This is a genomic window from Variovorax sp. YR634, from assembly GCF_900106655.1.
Classification (GTDB): domain Bacteria; phylum Pseudomonadota; class Gammaproteobacteria; order Burkholderiales; family Burkholderiaceae_C; genus Variovorax.
Genome location: NZ_FNOL01000014.1, coordinates 71,884 through 87,657 on the forward strand (window position 1 = coordinate 71,884; position 15,774 = coordinate 87,657).

At 68.1% G+C, this 15,774-nt stretch carries 16 protein-coding genes; 8 read left to right on the forward strand and 8 right to left on the reverse strand.

Going from position 1 to position 15,774, the window contains the following annotated elements; translation table 11 throughout:
* Positions 1-19 precede the first annotated feature (19 nt).
* Positions 20-1,357 (reverse strand): NUDIX domain-containing protein, encoded by a 1,338-nt coding sequence (locus BLV60_RS21960; protein WP_093057405.1) that lies wholly within the window; start codon positions 1,355-1,357, stop codon positions 20-22.
* Positions 1,358-1,488: 131 nt separating this feature from the next.
* On the opposite strand from BLV60_RS21960, the gene BLV60_RS21965 reads away from it, so the two are divergent.
* Positions 1,489-2,706, forward strand: coding sequence for an acyl-CoA dehydrogenase family protein (locus tag BLV60_RS21965; protein WP_093057406.1), 1,218 nt, complete (start codon positions 1,489-1,491; stop codon positions 2,704-2,706).
* Positions 2,707-2,742: 36 nt separating this feature from the next.
* On the opposite strand, the gene BLV60_RS21970 is transcribed toward BLV60_RS21965, so the two are convergent.
* Complete coding sequence (locus BLV60_RS21970) at positions 2,743-3,603, reverse strand: PhzF family phenazine biosynthesis protein (RefSeq protein ID WP_093057407.1); 861 nt, start codon at positions 3,601-3,603, stop codon at positions 2,743-2,745.
* Positions 3,604-3,605: 2 nt separating this feature from the next.
* Complete coding sequence (locus BLV60_RS21975; RefSeq protein WP_176928876.1) at positions 3,606-4,586, reverse strand: Bug family tripartite tricarboxylate transporter substrate binding protein; 981 nt, start codon at positions 4,584-4,586, stop codon at positions 3,606-3,608.
* A gap of 103 nt (positions 4,587-4,689) precedes the next feature.
* Here BLV60_RS21975 and BLV60_RS21980 point away from each other — a divergent pair, with 103 nt between their 5' ends.
* Complete coding sequence (locus BLV60_RS21980; RefSeq protein ID WP_176928878.1) at positions 4,690-5,523, forward strand: AraC family transcriptional regulator; 834 nt, start codon at positions 4,690-4,692, stop codon at positions 5,521-5,523.
* Positions 5,524-5,617: 94 nt separating this feature from the next.
* A complete protein-coding gene (locus BLV60_RS21985; RefSeq protein WP_093057409.1) occupies positions 5,618-5,989 on the forward strand; it encodes a glutaredoxin domain-containing protein in 372 nt (123 codons plus the stop codon).
* A 7-nt stretch (positions 5,990-5,996) separates the two neighbouring features.
* Here the strand turns inward: BLV60_RS21985 and BLV60_RS21990 are convergent, their stop codons facing one another.
* A complete protein-coding gene (locus tag BLV60_RS21990; RefSeq protein WP_093057410.1) occupies positions 5,997-6,686 on the reverse strand; it encodes a response regulator in 690 nt (229 codons plus the stop codon).
* Complete coding sequence (locus tag BLV60_RS21995; RefSeq protein ID WP_093057495.1) at positions 6,683-8,302, reverse strand: ATP-binding protein; 1,620 nt, start codon at positions 8,300-8,302, stop codon at positions 6,683-6,685. The genes BLV60_RS21990 and BLV60_RS21995 overlap by 4 nt, the downstream gene beginning before the upstream one ends.
* Positions 8,303-8,460: 158 nt before the next feature.
* Here BLV60_RS21995 and BLV60_RS34155 point away from each other — a divergent pair, with 158 nt between their 5' ends.
* Together BLV60_RS34155 and BLV60_RS22000 are read left to right on the forward strand one after the other, a co-directional pair.
* Positions 8,461-8,622 (forward strand): hypothetical protein, encoded by a 162-nt coding sequence (locus tag BLV60_RS34155; RefSeq protein ID WP_256216802.1) that lies wholly within the window; start codon positions 8,461-8,463, stop codon positions 8,620-8,622.
* Positions 8,619-9,470, forward strand: a complete 852-nt coding sequence (locus BLV60_RS22000) for an intradiol ring-cleavage dioxygenase (RefSeq protein WP_093057411.1) — start codon at positions 8,619-8,621, stop codon at positions 9,468-9,470. The genes BLV60_RS34155 and BLV60_RS22000 overlap by 4 nt, the downstream gene beginning before the upstream one ends.
* A gap of 35 nt (positions 9,471-9,505) precedes the next feature.
* Here BLV60_RS22000 and BLV60_RS22005 read toward each other — a convergent pair whose 3' ends face one another.
* From BLV60_RS22005 to BLV60_RS22015, 3 genes are all read right to left on the reverse strand, one after another.
* The gene (locus tag BLV60_RS22005; RefSeq protein WP_093057412.1) at positions 9,506-10,192 is read right to left on the reverse strand and encodes a response regulator; all 687 of its coding nucleotides are present in this window, start codon (positions 10,190-10,192) and stop codon (positions 9,506-9,508) included.
* Between the two features lie 16 nt (positions 10,193-10,208).
* Complete coding sequence (gene bamA / locus BLV60_RS22010) at positions 10,209-12,623, reverse strand: outer membrane protein assembly factor BamA (RefSeq protein WP_093057413.1); 2,415 nt, start codon at positions 12,621-12,623, stop codon at positions 10,209-10,211.
* An 89-nt stretch (positions 12,624-12,712) separates the two neighbouring features.
* Entirely contained in the window at positions 12,713-13,381 is a 669-nt protein-coding gene (locus BLV60_RS22015) for a nuclease-related domain-containing protein (RefSeq protein ID WP_093057414.1), read from the reverse strand.
* Positions 13,382-13,592: 211 nt separating this feature from the next.
* Here BLV60_RS22015 and BLV60_RS22020 point away from each other — a divergent pair, with 211 nt between their 5' ends.
* The 3 genes from BLV60_RS22020 to BLV60_RS22025 all read left to right on the forward strand — a co-directional run bounded on the left by BLV60_RS22020 (position 13,593) and on the right by BLV60_RS22025 (position 15,709).
* Positions 13,593-14,753 carry a porin gene (locus BLV60_RS22020; protein ID WP_093057368.1) on the forward strand — a complete coding sequence of 387 codons (1,161 nt, stop codon included), beginning with the start codon at positions 13,593-13,595 and terminating at the stop codon, positions 14,751-14,753.
* A 93-nt stretch (positions 14,754-14,846) separates the two neighbouring features.
* Positions 14,847-15,098, forward strand: coding sequence for a hypothetical protein (locus BLV60_RS34160; protein WP_101952286.1), 252 nt, complete (start codon positions 14,847-14,849; stop codon positions 15,096-15,098).
* Positions 15,098-15,709 carry an ATP-binding protein gene (locus BLV60_RS22025; RefSeq protein ID WP_176928880.1) on the forward strand — a complete coding sequence of 204 codons (612 nt, stop codon included), beginning with the start codon at positions 15,098-15,100 and terminating at the stop codon, positions 15,707-15,709. The genes BLV60_RS34160 and BLV60_RS22025 overlap by 1 nt, the downstream gene beginning before the upstream one ends.
* The last annotated feature ends 65 nt before the right edge of the window (positions 15,710-15,774 follow it).

The window sequence follows — 15,774 nt, forward strand, 5'->3', positions numbered from 1 at the left end:
GCCGTGTGGCGCCTTGTGGCTAGGGCGCAGGCCGGCTGCGCAGGAAGCCGTGGCGCGGGGCTATCCACCGGGCTCGGGCGTCGTCGGCTGCGGGGGCAACCCCTGTGAGCAGCATCTCGTCCTCGACCTGCAGGAACTGGCGGGATTGCGCCCCGTCCGTACCCGGCAGCACGCGCAGCGTGGCGCCGCCCAGGTCGATCCGTTCGCCCGGCGTGGGCAGCACCGTGGAGGCATCGGGCCAGATGTCGAGCAGGCCGGCGAGGGCGCCCATGGCTTCTTCCGACCACGCCTGCGTAGACAGGATCCATCGCACGCGCCCGGGTGCCGCTGCAACGAGGGCCGCGATGTGCCCGGGGCTAGCGGGCAACGCATCGATCAACGCGCAATCGCCGCCCTCAGCTCCCACGAAGTAGCTGTGCGCCAGTTCGCCCGATGCTTCGCCCGTAACCCGCAGAACCCGCGCCGACAGCTGCGTCACCAGCCCGGCCTCGTGCGCATAGCGGCCACCGCCCTTGCCGTCCGGGTCGAGATGCGCGACTTCTTCGTATGCCGGCTCGTCCATGTTCACCGGCCGTCGTCCCGCGGGCCCGTCCGCCAGCCGGGGCATGACGCGCGGAATGTGCTGCAGGCCGCGCGCATGGTCCATGAGCTCGGCCGTGCTTGCGAACTGCGCGAGTTGCTCGAGGATGCGGCGCGTCACGTTCATCAGCTTGAGCCCGCGCGCCGGGTCCACGGCCTCGGCGGGGCGCAGCCACATGTGCTTGACCGTCTCGCGGCCATCGGGCTGCACGCGCTGCGCCTCGGGCATCGGCGCGATGAAGAAGCGGGTGTCGAAGCGGCGCGGCATGCCTGGCGGCGTGAGCCAGTAAGCGAAATAAGCGAGCCGGTCGGCCGCGAGCCGCCAGCCGTGCCGCTCGCACAGCGAGAGCAGCGCATCGGTGCCTTGCTCCGCCGCATGGCGCATGGCGGCGAGCTGGTCGGGAGGCAGGCTGTCCAGCGACACCAGCCGTTCGGTGCCGCCGTCGGTCGCAAACAGCACGCCGGCTTCCTCGAAGCATTCGCGGATCGCGGCGGCGTAGTAGTCGAGCCCGCCATCAGGCACCGCGAGGCGTTCGCTCGCGGCCCTGTCGTCCATGCCGGCGCAGTGCACGTGCAGGCCGCGGTCGTGCGCATCGATCACGCCGCCCGGAAACACGCTGGCGCCGCTGTTCTGGTCGTTGGCCTTCTCGGCCCGCCGCAGCATCAGCACTTCGAGGCCGTGGCTTGCGTCGCGCAGAACGATGAGGGTGGCCGCCGAGCGCACGGGGCGCGGCGGCGAAGCGGGTTGTGGCGTGGCATCCGGAGTGCTGGCTGTCATGCACGCATTGTCGCGCCGGTGGCTGCTGCGAAGGCGACAGCAGGGGCCTCGGGCTGTCGCGCGGAAGACCGTCCGGAATGCGGTGCGCGACGTACCTTCAAGGCACATCGACTGTTGCTGAAGGACGCACCATGCATTTCGAATTCACACCCAGGGTGACCGCGCTGCGCGAGGAACTGCTCAAGTTCATGGACGAGTTCGTCTACCCGAACGAAAAGCGCCATGAAGAAGAACTGGCCGCCAACGCCCGCGCGGGCCGCCCCTACGCCGAGCTGCCGATGATGGCCGGCCTCAAGGCCAAGGCGCGCGAGCGCGGGCTGTGGAACCTGTTCCTGCCGGAGTCGGAGCACGGCCCGGGGCTGAGCAACGTCGAATACGCCCCGCTGTGCGAGATCATGGGCCGGCGCTACTGGTCCTCCGAAATCTTCAACTGCTCTGCGCCCGACACCGGCAACATGGAAGTGCTGGCGCGCTACGGCACCAAGGCCCAGCAGGAGCGTTGGCTCAAGCCGCTGCTGGCTGGAGAGATCCGCTCGTCCTTCGCGATGACCGAGCCCGAGGTGGCGTCGAGCGACGCCACCAACATCCGCTGCAGCATCCGCCGCGAAGGCAATGAGTACGTCATCAACGGGCGCAAGTGGTACATCACCGGCGCGATGAACGAGCGCTGCGAAATCTTCGTGCTGATGGGCAAGACCGACCCCGACAACGCAGATCGCCACAAGCAGCAGTCGATGATCCTCGTGCCGAAGAACACGCCCGGCGTGACCATCGTGCGCGACATGGCACTGCTCGGCGTCTACGACCCGCCGTTCGGCCACCCCGAGATCGTGTTCGACAACGTGCGCGTGCCGGTCGAGAACATCCTGCTCGGCGAAGGCCGCGGCTTCGAGATTGCACAGGGCCGCCTCGGGCCGGGACGCATCCATCACTGCATGCGTGCCATTGGCATGGCCGAGGCCGCGCTGGAAATGATGTGCCAGCGCCTCGTGTCGCGCGTCGCGTTCCACAAGCCGCTGTCGGAGCAGGGCGTGTGGCGCGAGCGCATTGCCGAGTCGCGCATGCTCATCGAGCAGTCGCGCTGGATGGTGCTCAACGCGGCCTACCGCATGGACACCGTGGGCAACAAGGTCGCCGCAAAGGAGATCGCAATGATCAAGGTGCTCACGCCCAACAACTGCGTGAAGGTGATCGACTGGGCGATGCAGGCCTTCGGCGCCATGGGCCTGAGCCAGGACACGCTGCTCACGCATTTCTACGCCTACGAGAGGCACCTGCGCGTGGCCGACGGTCCCGACGAGGTGCACCGCAACGCGATTGCCAAGCAGGAGCTGGCGGCGTACCAGTAAGGCAGGACCGACCAGCCGCGCGTCGGCAACGCTGCTTCAGCGGAGATCTTCTGCCGCAGCGTCGCCGCCTACCCAGCAGCCTTCCTGTGCCATCGCTTCCGGGGGCAGCCCCACGTGGATGGCAGAGGGCGACCCCATGGCCTCGCCCTGGCGAACCGTCACTGACAGCGCGCCGCGGCCGACCAGGCCCAGATGGCGTAGCCCCCACGCGAGCGCGGCCGCGGCGATGCCCGTGGCAGCGTCTTCCGGATAGCCCGAAGACTTTGGAAACTGTCGCGCGCTGACTGTGTCGGCTGCGTCCTGTGACATCGCGAAGGGATAGAGCCCGGTGGACCCGAGCCGCTCGCACAGCGATTCGACGCGCGAGAAATCCACGCGCAAGCCATGCAGCTGCGCCGTGTCCGCCAGCCGCACCAGTGTCTTCACGCGGCTGGTGGCGGCATTGAGCACCGGCCCCGCGATCTGCGACGCGTCGATGCCCAGGCATTGCGCGATCTCTTCGACCAGCGCTTGCTGCGTCACTTCCTGCACCACCGCGCGCGGCTGGCTGATCTGCACCGTGCCATCGACACGCCGTCCCGTCACGGTGCCGCTCAGCGTCTCGATGGCGACCGGTGCGCCGTTCCATTCATCGCGCTGGTGCAACAGCCACAGCGCGCCGACCGTGGCGTGGCCGCACATTTCCATTTCGTGGTTCGGTACGAAGTAGCGCATGCGCAGGGCATGAGCGGGCGTCGCGGGCTTCAGCACGAAGACCGATTCATGCCCGCTGCGCCGCGTGTATTCCTGCATCTGCGCGCTGGAGAGTGCATCGGCATCGAGCCAGACCGGCGCGGGGTTGCCGCCGACCTTCGGGTCGGGCCCCACGAAGACGCGGATGTTGTGAACGCTGGCCATCGTCAATCGGCCCTCGCGTTCACCGAGCGCGCGATGCCGCCCCAGAGCTTGATGTCGCCGCGGATCTGCGCCTGGAACCCGTCGGGCTGCACGTTCCACGGCGTCACGCCCTTGGCGAGCATGTCGGCGCGCAGGGCCGGGTCGTTCATTGCCGTGTCGAGCGCGGCGCGCAGGCGCTGCATCACCGGCTGCGGCGTGGCTGCCGGAGCCATCAGGCCGTACCAGAGCTGGGGCTTGAAGTCCTTGATGCCGGCCTGCTCGAAAGTGGGCACGCCGTCGAAGCCGGCCGAGGGCTCGCTGATCGCCAGCGCCCGCATGCGGCCGCCGCGCACCTGCGCCAGCAGCGCGGGCGGGTTGTCGAACAGCGCCTGGATCTGCCCCGCCATCAGGTCGGCCTGCGCGGGCGCTGCGCCGCGGTAGGGCACGTGCGTCATCTCGATGCCGGTGCGCTGCTTGAAAAGTTCACCTGTCAGATGGCTCAGGCTGCCGTTGCCGATGCTTCCGTAGTTGAGCGCCTGTGGATGCGCCTTGGCGTAGTCGATGAAGCCTTTAAGGTCGCGTGCGGCCAGCGAAGGCGTCACCACCAGCACGAAGGGCGTGGTGCCGATGGTGCCGACCGGCATCAGGTCCTTGATCGGGTCGTAGGGCAGCTTGGGGTACACCGCGTCGGCCGATGCGATGGTCGAGGTGGTGGCGGCCACCAGCGTGTAGCCGTCGGGGTTCGCCTTTGCGCCGAAGCCCGTGCCCACGGTGCCGCCCGCGCCGGAGCGGTTGTCGATGATCACCGACACGCCGAGCGCGGCCTGCAGCCGCTGCTGCACCGAGCGGAAGATCACGTCCGTGCCGCCGCCGGCGGGGAAGGGTACGATGATCGTGACCGGCTTGCCCGGATAGTCCGGGGCCGCCCAGGAGGCTGCAGGGCCGTACAGAAGCCCGGCGGCTGCCAGACCGAGGAGCGCGCGGCGCAGAGGTTTTGGGGTCATGCTTCTTGCTTGCGGGAGTGGTGTTTCCCGATTCTGTTGAGCGTGCACAAATGCGCGCGACCGATTGCGACATGCACGAATCCAAATGCGACAAGGAGTGGCCATGCACCTGAACAACGCGCCCTCGACGCCCCGCCAGTCGCTGTTCGTCGAGCGGCTGTCGCACCACGCCACCATGGTCGCGAACACCCGCGACCGCTATGCCACCGACACCCACGTGCACGATTGCGACATGCTGTTCGTGCCCCTCGCGGGACGCTTCAGCGTCGGCGATGCGCAGGGCGAGGCGCAGCGCCTCGGTCCCGGGCACTTCGTCTGGTTTGCGGCGGGGAGCGCGCATTCGACGACCACGCTTACGTCAGGGCAGACGCACATCGCTGTCTATGTCGATCCCGCGCTGTGGGCCACCGCCTTGCAGGCGCAGGGTGTCTCGGGGCCGCCGCAGGGCATGCGCGCGGGCAGCACTGCGCTGCGAGCACTGTCGCAGCGGATGTTCGAGTCCGCGAAGACCGGCGCTGGTGAAAACTACGCGCTGTGCGGCGCGCTCGTCATGGAGGCGGCGCGGCTCAGCGGCAACCCCCTGTCGGACGGCGATCCGTCATCGGCCCTGCTGGTGGCCGAACTGCTGGCCGAAGCCATCGAAAGCGACCTGGCAGAGCCTCTGTCGCTGGAAGCCTTTGCCCAGCAGCACCGTCTCTCGCGCCGCCAGGTGGAGCGCATCTTCCGCGCGAAGTACGGCGTGTCGCCGCTGGCCTACCTGCAGCGCCGGCGCCTGGAGCGCGCGGCCTACCTGCTGGCCCACACGCGGGAGTCGGTGCTGTCCATTGCCCTGCAGGTGGGGTGGGAGTCGGGCTCGTACCTGTCGCGGATGCTGGAGAAAACCTGGGCGAAGACCGCGACGCAGATCCGAGCCTCGGGGCCGGGCTCGAGTCTTTAGAGCGTCATTTCCCCGTCCACACGATCACCTGCCCTGCGCTATCAGGAAGCGCCACTCCGCGCCCTTACATTCACACGAACACCGAAAGCGCCCAATGCCCCGCCCCGTTCTCGAAGAAGCCCGCATCCACCCCGCCATCCGCGCAAGGCTGGCCGACAGCCGCCAGACCTTCGTGCGCGAAGTCATGGCGGCAGTTGCCGAGCACGACGTGGTCGTGGTCGGCATGGGCATCAATCCGTTCCCGAAGAAAGCGCGCCAGGCCCTCGACCGGATCGGGCAGCCGTACAAGTACCTCGGGTACGGCAGCTACCTGAGCCAATGGCGCGACCGCAACGCGCTCAAGATGTGGACCGGGTGGCCGACCTTTCCGATGGTGTTCGTCAAGGGCATGCTGGTCGGCGGCGCCACGGACTTGCAGAAGCTCATCGACAGCGGCGAACTCAAGACTCTTCTCGCCAGCCGATAGCCACCGGCTAGCCCGGCACTTCCCACGCAAAGCCGACGCCGTACACCGACCGTATCCAGTCGTGCTCGGGCGTGACCGAGCCGAGCTTGCGGCGGAGGTTCTTCACGTGGCTGTCGATGGCGCGTTCGGTCACGTCCACCGTGTCGTCGTAGGCCAGTTCGAGCAGGCGGGAGCGCGAGAAGATGCGCCCCGGGTGCCGCGACAGCACCTGCAGCAGCCCGAACTCGCGCCGCGTGAGGTTCAGCGGCGTGCCTTCGAGCGAGGCGCGCCAGTGCACGTCGTCGAGCACCAGCCCCGGAGCATCGCTCTGCGAGGCCGAACCCTGCGCCAGCCCCGGCGCGGTGCGCCGCAGCACCGCGCGCACGCGCGCCACCAGCTCGCGCGGCGAGAAGGGCTTGCACACGTAGTCGTCGGCGCCCAGCTCCAGGCCCAGCAGCCGGTCGACCTCCTCGATGCGCGCGGTCAGCATGATGATCGGGTGCGCCGTGTGCTCGCGCGCGCGGCGCAGCACCTCGATGCCATCGAGCCGCGGCAGCATGATGTCGAGCAGCGTGAGGTCGGGCGGTGCGGCGACGATGCTTTCCAGCGCGCTTTGCCCGTCGGTGAAGTGCTCGGTTTCGTAGCCCGCGTGGCGCAGGTAGTCCTGCACCACCGAGGCGATGTCGGTTTCGTCTTCGACGATGACGATGCGTGTCATGAGGATGTCCCCAGTGGAAGGGTGATGGTCACGCGCAGCCCGCCCAGGGGCGAGGCTGACGCATCGATGGTGCCGCCGTGCGTCTCGATGGTCGCGCGGCAGATCGAAAGGCCGAGCCCGGAGCCACCGTGTTCGCGGCTGCGCGAGGCCTCGCCGCGGAACAGGCGGTCGAACAGGCGCGGCAGCTCGGCCTCGGGCACACCCGGCGCGCTGTCGTCGAACAGCAGGGTGAGGCAGTTGCCGGTCCATGCGCCCTCGACCGTGACGTCGATGCGCAGTTGGCCACCCTGGTCGGTGTAGGCCAGCGTGTTCTCCAGCAGGTTCATGAAGACCTGGTGCAGCCGGTGCGCGTCGCCGTCGATGGTCGGCTGCGCGGCGGCGCCGATGAGGTCGATGGCGCGCCGGTCCACCGTGATGCCACGCGCGGCGAAGCGGTCGCGCGTGTGGTCGAGCGCTTCTTTCAGCAGCGACAGCGGAAACACCGTGGCCGTGAGCAGGTCGCTCTGCGGCTCGCGCATGCTGCTGCGCAGGTCGTCGACCAGCTGGCCGAGCCGTATCACCTGCCGGTGCAGCCGCAGCGCGGTGCGTTCGTCGAAAGTGCGTACGCCGTCCTGCAGCGCCTCGATTTCTGCGCGCATGGCGGCCAGTGGCGTGCGCAGCTCGTGCGCCGCATCGGCCAGCCAGGCGCGGCGCGAGGCCTCGACCGTGTCCAGGCGCTGTGCCATGTCGTTGAAGGTGCGCCCGAGCAGCGCAAGCTCGTCCGAGCCCTGCACCGCGACGCGGGTGGAGAGCCGGCCGCGCGCCAGGTCTTGCGCGGCCTGCGTGAGTTCGTCGATGGGCTTGAACCAGCGGCGTGCCAGCAGCCACGACAGCACCAGTGCGAAGCCGAGGCCGCACAGGCCCGTGAGCACGATCACGCCCGACTGCCGCGCCACGAAGGCGCGGTCGGCCTCGCTTTCGAGGCCCTGCAGCGGCGTGAGCGCCAGATAGCCGATGACCGTGCGGTCGCGCCGGATCGGCGTGCGCGCGGCGTTCGCCAGGTCGACGTCGGCGCCCACCACGCGCGCTCCGTGCGCGTCGAGCACGGCCAGCCGCTGGAAGATGGAGTCGGGCGATTCCCGTGGATCGCGAAAGAACCACGGCGGCGGCATGGTCGGCAGCCGGCGTGGCATCAAGTCGAGCTGTGGTGACGACAGCGTCGTCTCCGACGGCGGCGGGGGTGGCGGGCTGCCGTCGGCACCGTTGTCGTGCTGTGGAGGGGCGGAAGGATTGCCGCCGCGCATGGCGCGGTAGTCGTACCAGGGCGGCAGCCGCCGCTCGTCGCCGGCGTTGCTGCCGTTGCTGGTGCTGTCGAGCAGGGCAGCCATCCGGCCCATCTGCAGGCGGCGCCAGGCGTCGTCGTTGTCGCGCAGGCTCTTCCAGTCGCCGTTGGCGACGTAGTGCTTCAGCAGCAGGTCGGTGAGCCAGTCCATGCGCCGGATCTCGATCTCGGCCACGTAGGAGCCCAGGCCGCGTTGCAGCGCGATGATCGACAGGCCCGCAAAGCTGATCAACAGCACGATCAACAGGGCGGCCAGCGCCAGGAAGATCTTCCTGGAAAGTGTCAGGTGAGGCATGGACTGGGGGGAGGCATGGCCGCATTCTGCGGCATGCATGGCGGGCAGGCGAAGGGGTACTTGATGGGCAAGCGGCCGATCATTGCGGCCGAATGTGGAGGAAATTGGGAGGAAATTTCTCCACCATTTCTCCTGAATCGGCCCGCACGATGCAGGCCATGAACCCTCCTCACATGGGCCTGCCGCTGCAGCTGGCGATCACGGTGTTTTTCTGGCTGATCGCCCAGGCGTGGACGCTGTTCGTCTTCTGGGCGGAGGGATGCGCCACGCGGCCCGCCGCGTCCGGCACCGGACCGATCGACAAGGAAAAGACGCCATGACACCCCCCGATTCGCTGCTCCCCGGGCGCCGCGGCCTGCTGGCCGCCTTCGGCGCCGCGGGCCTGTCGGCATCGGCACGCCCGGCACTGGCCGCGCCGCGCCGCCTGCCGCTGACTGCGCAGGCCACCGAAGGGCCGTACTACCTCGACCTCGCCCTGGAGCGCCGCGACATCACCGAAGGGCTCGATGGCGTGCCGCTGGACGTGCGCTTCACTGTGTGCGACGCGGCCGGCCGGCCGCTGCCCAGGCTGCGCGTGGACCTGTGGCACTGCGACGCGCAGGGGCGCTACTCGGGCTTCGGCGAGCAGGGCGACGACCGCGCCCAGTCGTTCGAAGGCAAGACCTTCCTGCGCGGCAGCCAGCACACCGACAGCGAGGGCGCCGTGTCCTTCGGCACCGTGTACCCGGGCTGGTATGCAGGGCGCACCACGCACATCCATTTCAAGGTGATCAAGGGCGCGCACGCCGTGCTCACCTCGCAGTTCTTCCTGCCCGATGCGCTGAGCGAGTTTCTCTACACGCAGATGCCGCTCTATCAGCGCGCGCGGCTGCGCGACACGCTCAACAGCGTGGACGGCATCGCATTGAAGGCCGGCGCAACGGTGCTCGGCGCGGTGCGCGAGGAGCGGCAACGCTACGTTGCCACGCTCGCACTGGTGGTGGACCCGGCGGCGAACCCGGTGACTGACCGGCCGCCGCGGCCGGGTGCTGGCTTTGGGGGTGCTGGTGGCCCGCCGCCCGGCGGGATGCCGCCCCCCGGTGGCGGTGGCATGCGTCCGATGCGGCCCCGCGCGCTGGAAGGCACTGCGCGCGCCCGCGCGTTGGTGCCGCCGCGCGCCGAAGGCTGAGCCTCGCAAGCCACGCTTGCAGCGGGCGTGCGGGCTCAGGCCGGCCGCTCCGCGAAGCTGAAGCCCACACCGTAGACCGAGCGGATCCAGTCGTGCGAAGGCACGGCGGCCGCGAGCTTCTTGCGCAGGTTCTTGATGTGCCCGTCGACCGCGCGCTCGTTGACGTCGAACGCCTCCGGAAACGCGGCTTCGAGCAGCTTGGAGCGCGTGAACACCCGGCCGGGGTCGCGTGACAGCGCCCGCAACAACAGCAGCTCGCGGCGCGTCAGCCTCAGTGCGCGCCCCTCCAGGCAGGCGTTGCCGCGCGGATCGTCGAAGCGCACCGCTGTCGAGGGCCGGGCGGCCGTATCGCGCCACTGCGCATGCCGGCGCAGCACCGTGTGGATGCGCGCCACCACCTCGCGCGGCGAAAAGGGCTTGCAGACATAGTCGTCGGCGCCCAGGTCGAGCGCCAGCAGCCGGTCGGCTTCCTGCGCGCGCGCCGTCAGCATGATGATCGGGTGGTTGCCGTACGAGCGCACCGTCTCCAGCACCTGGATGCCGTCGATGCGCGGCAGCACGATGTCGAGCAGGGTGAGCGCCGGCGGCATGCTCAGGATGCGCTCCAGCGCCGCCGAGCCGTCTTCGACCTGCTCGACCTCGTGGCCTGCGCCTTGCAGGTGGCCGAGCAGCAGCGGGGCGCTGCTGTCGCGTCCGTCTTCCACCAGCAGGATGCGAGCCATGGCCAGGGTACTCCGCTCAGAAGGAGGTTCCGATCTGGAACTGGAAGCGCTGCGTGCGGTCGGCCGAGATGCCGTTGGCCGTGTCTTCCTTCTGGTAGATCAGCGGCACCGCATAGGCCAGCCGCAGCGGGCCGAGCGGCGAGATCCAGCTGATGCCGATGCCGGTCGACGCGCGAATGCGGTTCTGCGCCTTCCATTGCGCGTCCGTCATGCTGGCGGTGCGGTCGGCGAACACGTTGCCCGCGTCGAAGAATGTGTACAGGCGCAGCGTCTTGTCGTTGCCCGCACCCGGGAAGGGCGTGCTGAACTCCATGTTGAAGATCGCCTTGCGCGTGCCGCCGAGCGCACCGGCCGTGACCGAGTCGAGCGGGCCGAGCGAGTTCTGCTCGAAGCCGCGGATCGAGCCCAGGCCGCCGGCGTAGAAGTTCTTGAAGATCGGGTAGGTGCTGTCGCCCAGCGCCCGCGCATAGCCGAGCTGGCCGTTGATGGCCAGCGTGTACTGCTTGGACAGCGGGAAGTACTGCTGGTACTGGTAGTTGGTCTTCAGGTAGCGCAGTTCGCTACCCACGCCGATTTCGAGGTTGGCGCTCTGCAGCCGGCCGCGCGTGGGCACCAGTGCGCTGTCGCGGTCGTCGCGCGACCAGCCCAGCGTGGCCGGGATACCCACCACGCTCGACTTGGCGCAGGTCACGCTCGGCGCGGTGCCCGTGCACTTGAAGTAGTCGAGGTAGGCCTGCGGCGTGGCGGTGTACACGTACGAGCCGTCGACCAGCGTGTAGGTGCCGTTGGTGCCGGGCGTGAACGACCAGCGCTCCAGGCCGATGCCGAGAAACACCGTGTCCTGCTCGCCCACCGGAAAGCCGAAGCGGATGGAGCCGCCTTCGCTCGCGAGCTTGTAGTTGCCGTCGGCCTCGTAGTACGGCCGCGTGGTGGTATGGAACACGTTGATCGTGCGCGAGATGCCGTCCTTGGTGAAGTACGGGTCGGTCGCCGTGACCGAGATGGTGCGGTTGTACGAGCTCGTGTTCACGTTCAGCCCCAGGTAGTTGCCGCTGCCGAACACGTTCTCCTGCGTGATGCCGAAGCTCAGCGAGACCTTGTCGGTGGACGAGTAGCCCGCGCCCAGCTGCAGCGAGCCGGTCGGCTTCTCGGCCACGTTCACTACCAGGTCGACCTGGTCGGGCGAGCCGGGCACGTCGACGGTGTCGACATTCACTTCGGTGAAGAAGCCCAGGCGGTCGACCCGGTCGCGCGAGGCGCGGATCTTGTTGCCGTCGTACCAGGCGCCTTCGTACTGGCGAAACTCGCGGCGGATCACCTCGTCGCGCGTGCGCGCATTGCCGCCGATGTTGATGCGCCGCACGTACGCACGGCGCGAGGACTCGGCCTTCAGCACCAGCGTGACGCGATTGTTCTCGCGGTCGATCTCGGGCTCGGCCTTCACGCGTGCGAAGGCATAGCCGAAGGTGCCGAAGTAGTCGGTAAAGGCCTTGGTGGTGGCGGCCACGTCTTCGCCGTTGTAGGGCGCGCCGGGGCGGATGGTCACCAGCGTCTTGAACTCGTCCTCGTGGCCCACGTAGTCGCCCGCGAGCTTCACGCCGGCCACCACGAACTTCTGGCCTTCGATGATGTTGATGGTGAGGGTCAGCGTCTGCCGGTCCGGCGAAATGGCGACCTGCGTCGACTCGATGCGGAACTCCAGGTAGCCGCGCGTGATGTAGTAGGAGCGCAGCGTCTCCAGGTCGCCGTTGAACTTGGTGCGCGAGTACTGGTTGGACTTGGTGTACCAGTCGAGCCAGCCGCCGGTGTCCTGGTCGAACAGGTCGAGCAGTGTGCTTTCGCTGAAGGCCTTGTTGCCGACCACGTGCACTTCCTTGATGCGCGCGGACTCGCCTTCGGTCACGGTGAAGGTCAGGTTCACGCGGTTGTTCTCCAGCGGCGTGACGGTGGTGATGACCTGCGCGTTGTAAAGACTGCGGCTGATGTACTGCCGCTTGAGCTCCTGCTCGGCTCGGTCGGCCAGTGCCTTGTCGTAGGCCTGCCCTTCTGCGATGCCCACCTCGCGCAGCGCCTTCTGCAGCGCGGCCTTGTCGAACTCCTTGGTGCCCACGAAGTCGACGTCGGCGATGGAGGGGCGCTCTTCCACCACCACCACCAGCACGTTGCCGTTCACGTCGATGCGCACGTCCTTGAAGAGGCCGAGCTTGAACAGCTCGCGGATGGCGGCGCTGCCGCGCTCGTCGCTGTAGGTGTCGCCGGCGCGAAGGCCCATGGTGGCGAAGACGGTGCCGGGCTCGACGCGCTGGAGGCCCTCCAGCTTGATGTCCCTGACGGTGAACGGTTCGACGGCCCAGGCGGGAAGAGCGACGAGAGGGGCGACGAGAGAGGCAAGCAGCGCGCTGGCCGCTGCGAGGGACTTGGGAAAGTGCATCGACGGATGGTCTTTGCCAATGTCGGAGAAATTTGGGACTTTTCTCCGGCTGCCCCGGGCCGCTCGGGGTCTTTACCTTGGTCTTTACATTACTGCAACCCCATGGCGTTTGAGGCCGGCCATGCCGGCGCCGTCTGTTCGCCCGCGACGAACCCGGCTCTTTCGCGGCAGTTCTGCAGATGCTCTTCGAGCGACAGGGACCCTTGTATCTGCAGCAGGCGCTCCACCGTGCGGTCGACGGCCTCTTCGTCGAGCAGACGGTAGGTGCGCGCGGTACGGCCGTTGTTGCGCACCAGGCGCGCGATGTAGGGCAGGTCCTGCTGGGTGATGACGGCTGCCGGCATCACGCCTTCGAGCTCGATGCCTTCGCACGGCAGCAGCACGAAGTATTGCAGCCGCAGGTCGTCGGGCAGCAGGCTGCGAAGCTGGGTGGTCTTGCGTCCGCCCTGCCATGCGGGGTCTTTCACCTCGCGCGCGCTCTTGCCGCCGTTCAGGCGCAGGAACCAGCGCGGCGGGGACTGGTCCGACTTCTTGCGATAGACAAAGGCATTGCGCCAAGCCTTGATCTCGAACAGGTAGAGGCCGGTTTCGCACACCACCACGGCGTCGATGCGCGCGGTGCGCACCGCATGCCCCTCGGGCATCGGAATGATGAGGTTGCGAAGAATGCGCAGGTAGGAAAAGGCGGGGCTGAATGCGCTGGTCAGCTGCTGCACACCCAGCGAGGTGGCGACGGTGCTTGGCATGGCAATGGTCATGGATGACTCCTTCGGTCACCGAGCATTGCGCTGCTTTTGGGAGACTTCTTGTGTGAGGTGTTTCCTCCGGTCGTGCGGGGCTTCTCCCGGCGCAGTGCACGCAAACAACAGTTCACGCAAAGCAGAGGCATTCACAAGATTCCTCCGAATTTGAACGAGACGATGCGTGCCTGCTGCTCGATGGAGAGCCGCTGCAACTGGAGAACCCTGAATGAAGAAAACCCTCACGGCATTCGCTGCCCTGGCCGTCTGCGGCCTGGCTTCTGCCCAATCGTCCGTCACGTTGTTCGGCGTCGTGGACGCTGGCCTGACCTACCAGTCGAGCACCTCGCGCGACACGACCACCGGCGCGTCGGTCAAGCAAAGCAAGACGAGCCTGGGCAACTCGGCCTACAACTCCAGCCGCATCGGCTTCCGCGGCACCGAAGACCTCGGCGGCGGGCTGGCAGCGAGCTTCTGGCTCGAAGCGCCCATCACCAACGACGACGGCGCCACCGGCATCTCCACCTTCGCGCGCCGCTCCACCGTGAGCCTGTCGGGTGGCTTCGGCGAGCTGCGCCTGGGCCGCGACTACACCGCCACCTTCTGGAACGACACCGTGTTCGACCCGTTCGGCACCAACGGCTCGGGCACCAACGTCATCAGCACCGTCAGCGGCAACACCACCATCAACAACGCCAACTACGTGCGTGCCAGCAACTCGATCGGCTACTTCCTGCCGCCGAACCTGGGCGGCTTCTACGGCCAGGTGCAGTACAGCCTGCACGAGAACGCCAGCACCGACGCCACCAGCACCACTGCAGCTTCCAGCAGCACGGCTGGGCGCTACGTCGGTGGCCGCTTCGGCTACGCCAACGGTCCCCTGGACGTGGCACTGGCCGTGGGCCAGAGCACCGTCGTGGACACCACCGCGCTGGAGCGCAGGGTGCAGACCATCAACCTGGGCGCTTCGTACGACTTCGGTCCTGTGAAGCTGTTCGGCGAGCTGTCGAACGTGAAGAACAAGTTCGACTACGCGGCAGCGGCTGACACGCACGACACCTACAACGGCTACCTGATCGGTGCGACCGTGCCGGTGGGCGCAGGCCTGATCCGCGTGGCGTACTCGCAAGTGCGCTACAACGAAGGCACGGCCGGCATCACGGGCGAAGACCCGATGGCACGCAAGTTCGCAGTTGGCTACGTGCACAACCTGTCCAAGCGCACGGCGCTGTATGCGACGGTGGCGCGCGTGAACAACCGCAACGACGTGAACTACACGGGCAGCCTGGTGTCGGCCAGCACCACGGGCTACGGCAGCACGGGCACCAGCTACACGGGCCTGCCGCGCTCTTCCACCGGCTACGACTTCGGTATCCGCCACGCGTTCTGATGCAGGACGCGCGCCGCGCGGGAGAAAGGGGCCTCAGTACTCTTTTTCTCCCGCGCGGCTTTTTCGTTTCTACCCAGCAGTGAGCTTCTTCCAATGAACCGAATTGCACTCCTCGCGGGCGTGCTGGCTGCCACCGGCCTGACCGGCTGCATCATGCTGCCCCCGCCGCCCATGCCCTACCGTCCGCCACCGCCGGGCTTTCGCGGTGAAGGGCCGCCGCCGATGTTCTATGGCGCCCGCAGGCCGCCCCCTCCAGGATGGGACGCCTGCGATGGCGTACGGGACGGCTGCGCGCGCGGCATGCCGGGCGAACCCGGGATGCAACAAGCCCCGGGAGCACGCTGATGAGCGGGGGACAACTGCATTCCGGCAACCTCGGCGCCATCATCGCCGGCGTGATCCTTCTCGGCCTTGGTGGCGTGGTCTGCTTGATGGCCTCGCTGTTCATCGCCAATATGCGGAACGGCGCAAAGGCGCGCGAGCTCGCGGCACAGGCCCGCAGCGAGGCGCGGCAAAGAATGAGCGCGAGCCGCGTGCAGGACCTGCGACCGCTGCTCGACGCCGCCCCGGACTGCCAGGGCATCCGCCTCGACATCCAGCTGCCGGCTGAAGCCGTGCCCGTGCTGGCGATCGAGGCCGAGCTGCGCGAGCTGCTCGCCAAGGTGACGGACTACGCGGCCAGCGTGATGCGCGCGGGCGCCACGCTGCAGGTTCGCGCGCATGCGGAAGGCACGCAGGCCGTGATTCACTGGCGCGACCTCGACGCCGTCGACGTGCGCCCGCCGCTCGCGCGGTTTTTCGACACCGCGCAGGCCGCGATTGCGGGGGCCAGTGCCAAGGCCTGCGAACGCATTGCCGGCCATCATGGTGGACGCATCTATTCAGCCCCGGATGCCGGCGGCGTGCTGGGACTGACACTGCGCCTGCCATTGCTGGCCGACGAGCGCGCTCGCTGATCGACGCAAGGCCGGCAGGGCAGGGCCTCGTGGAACTCCGCGTCATACTCGCGGTCCCACGGTGC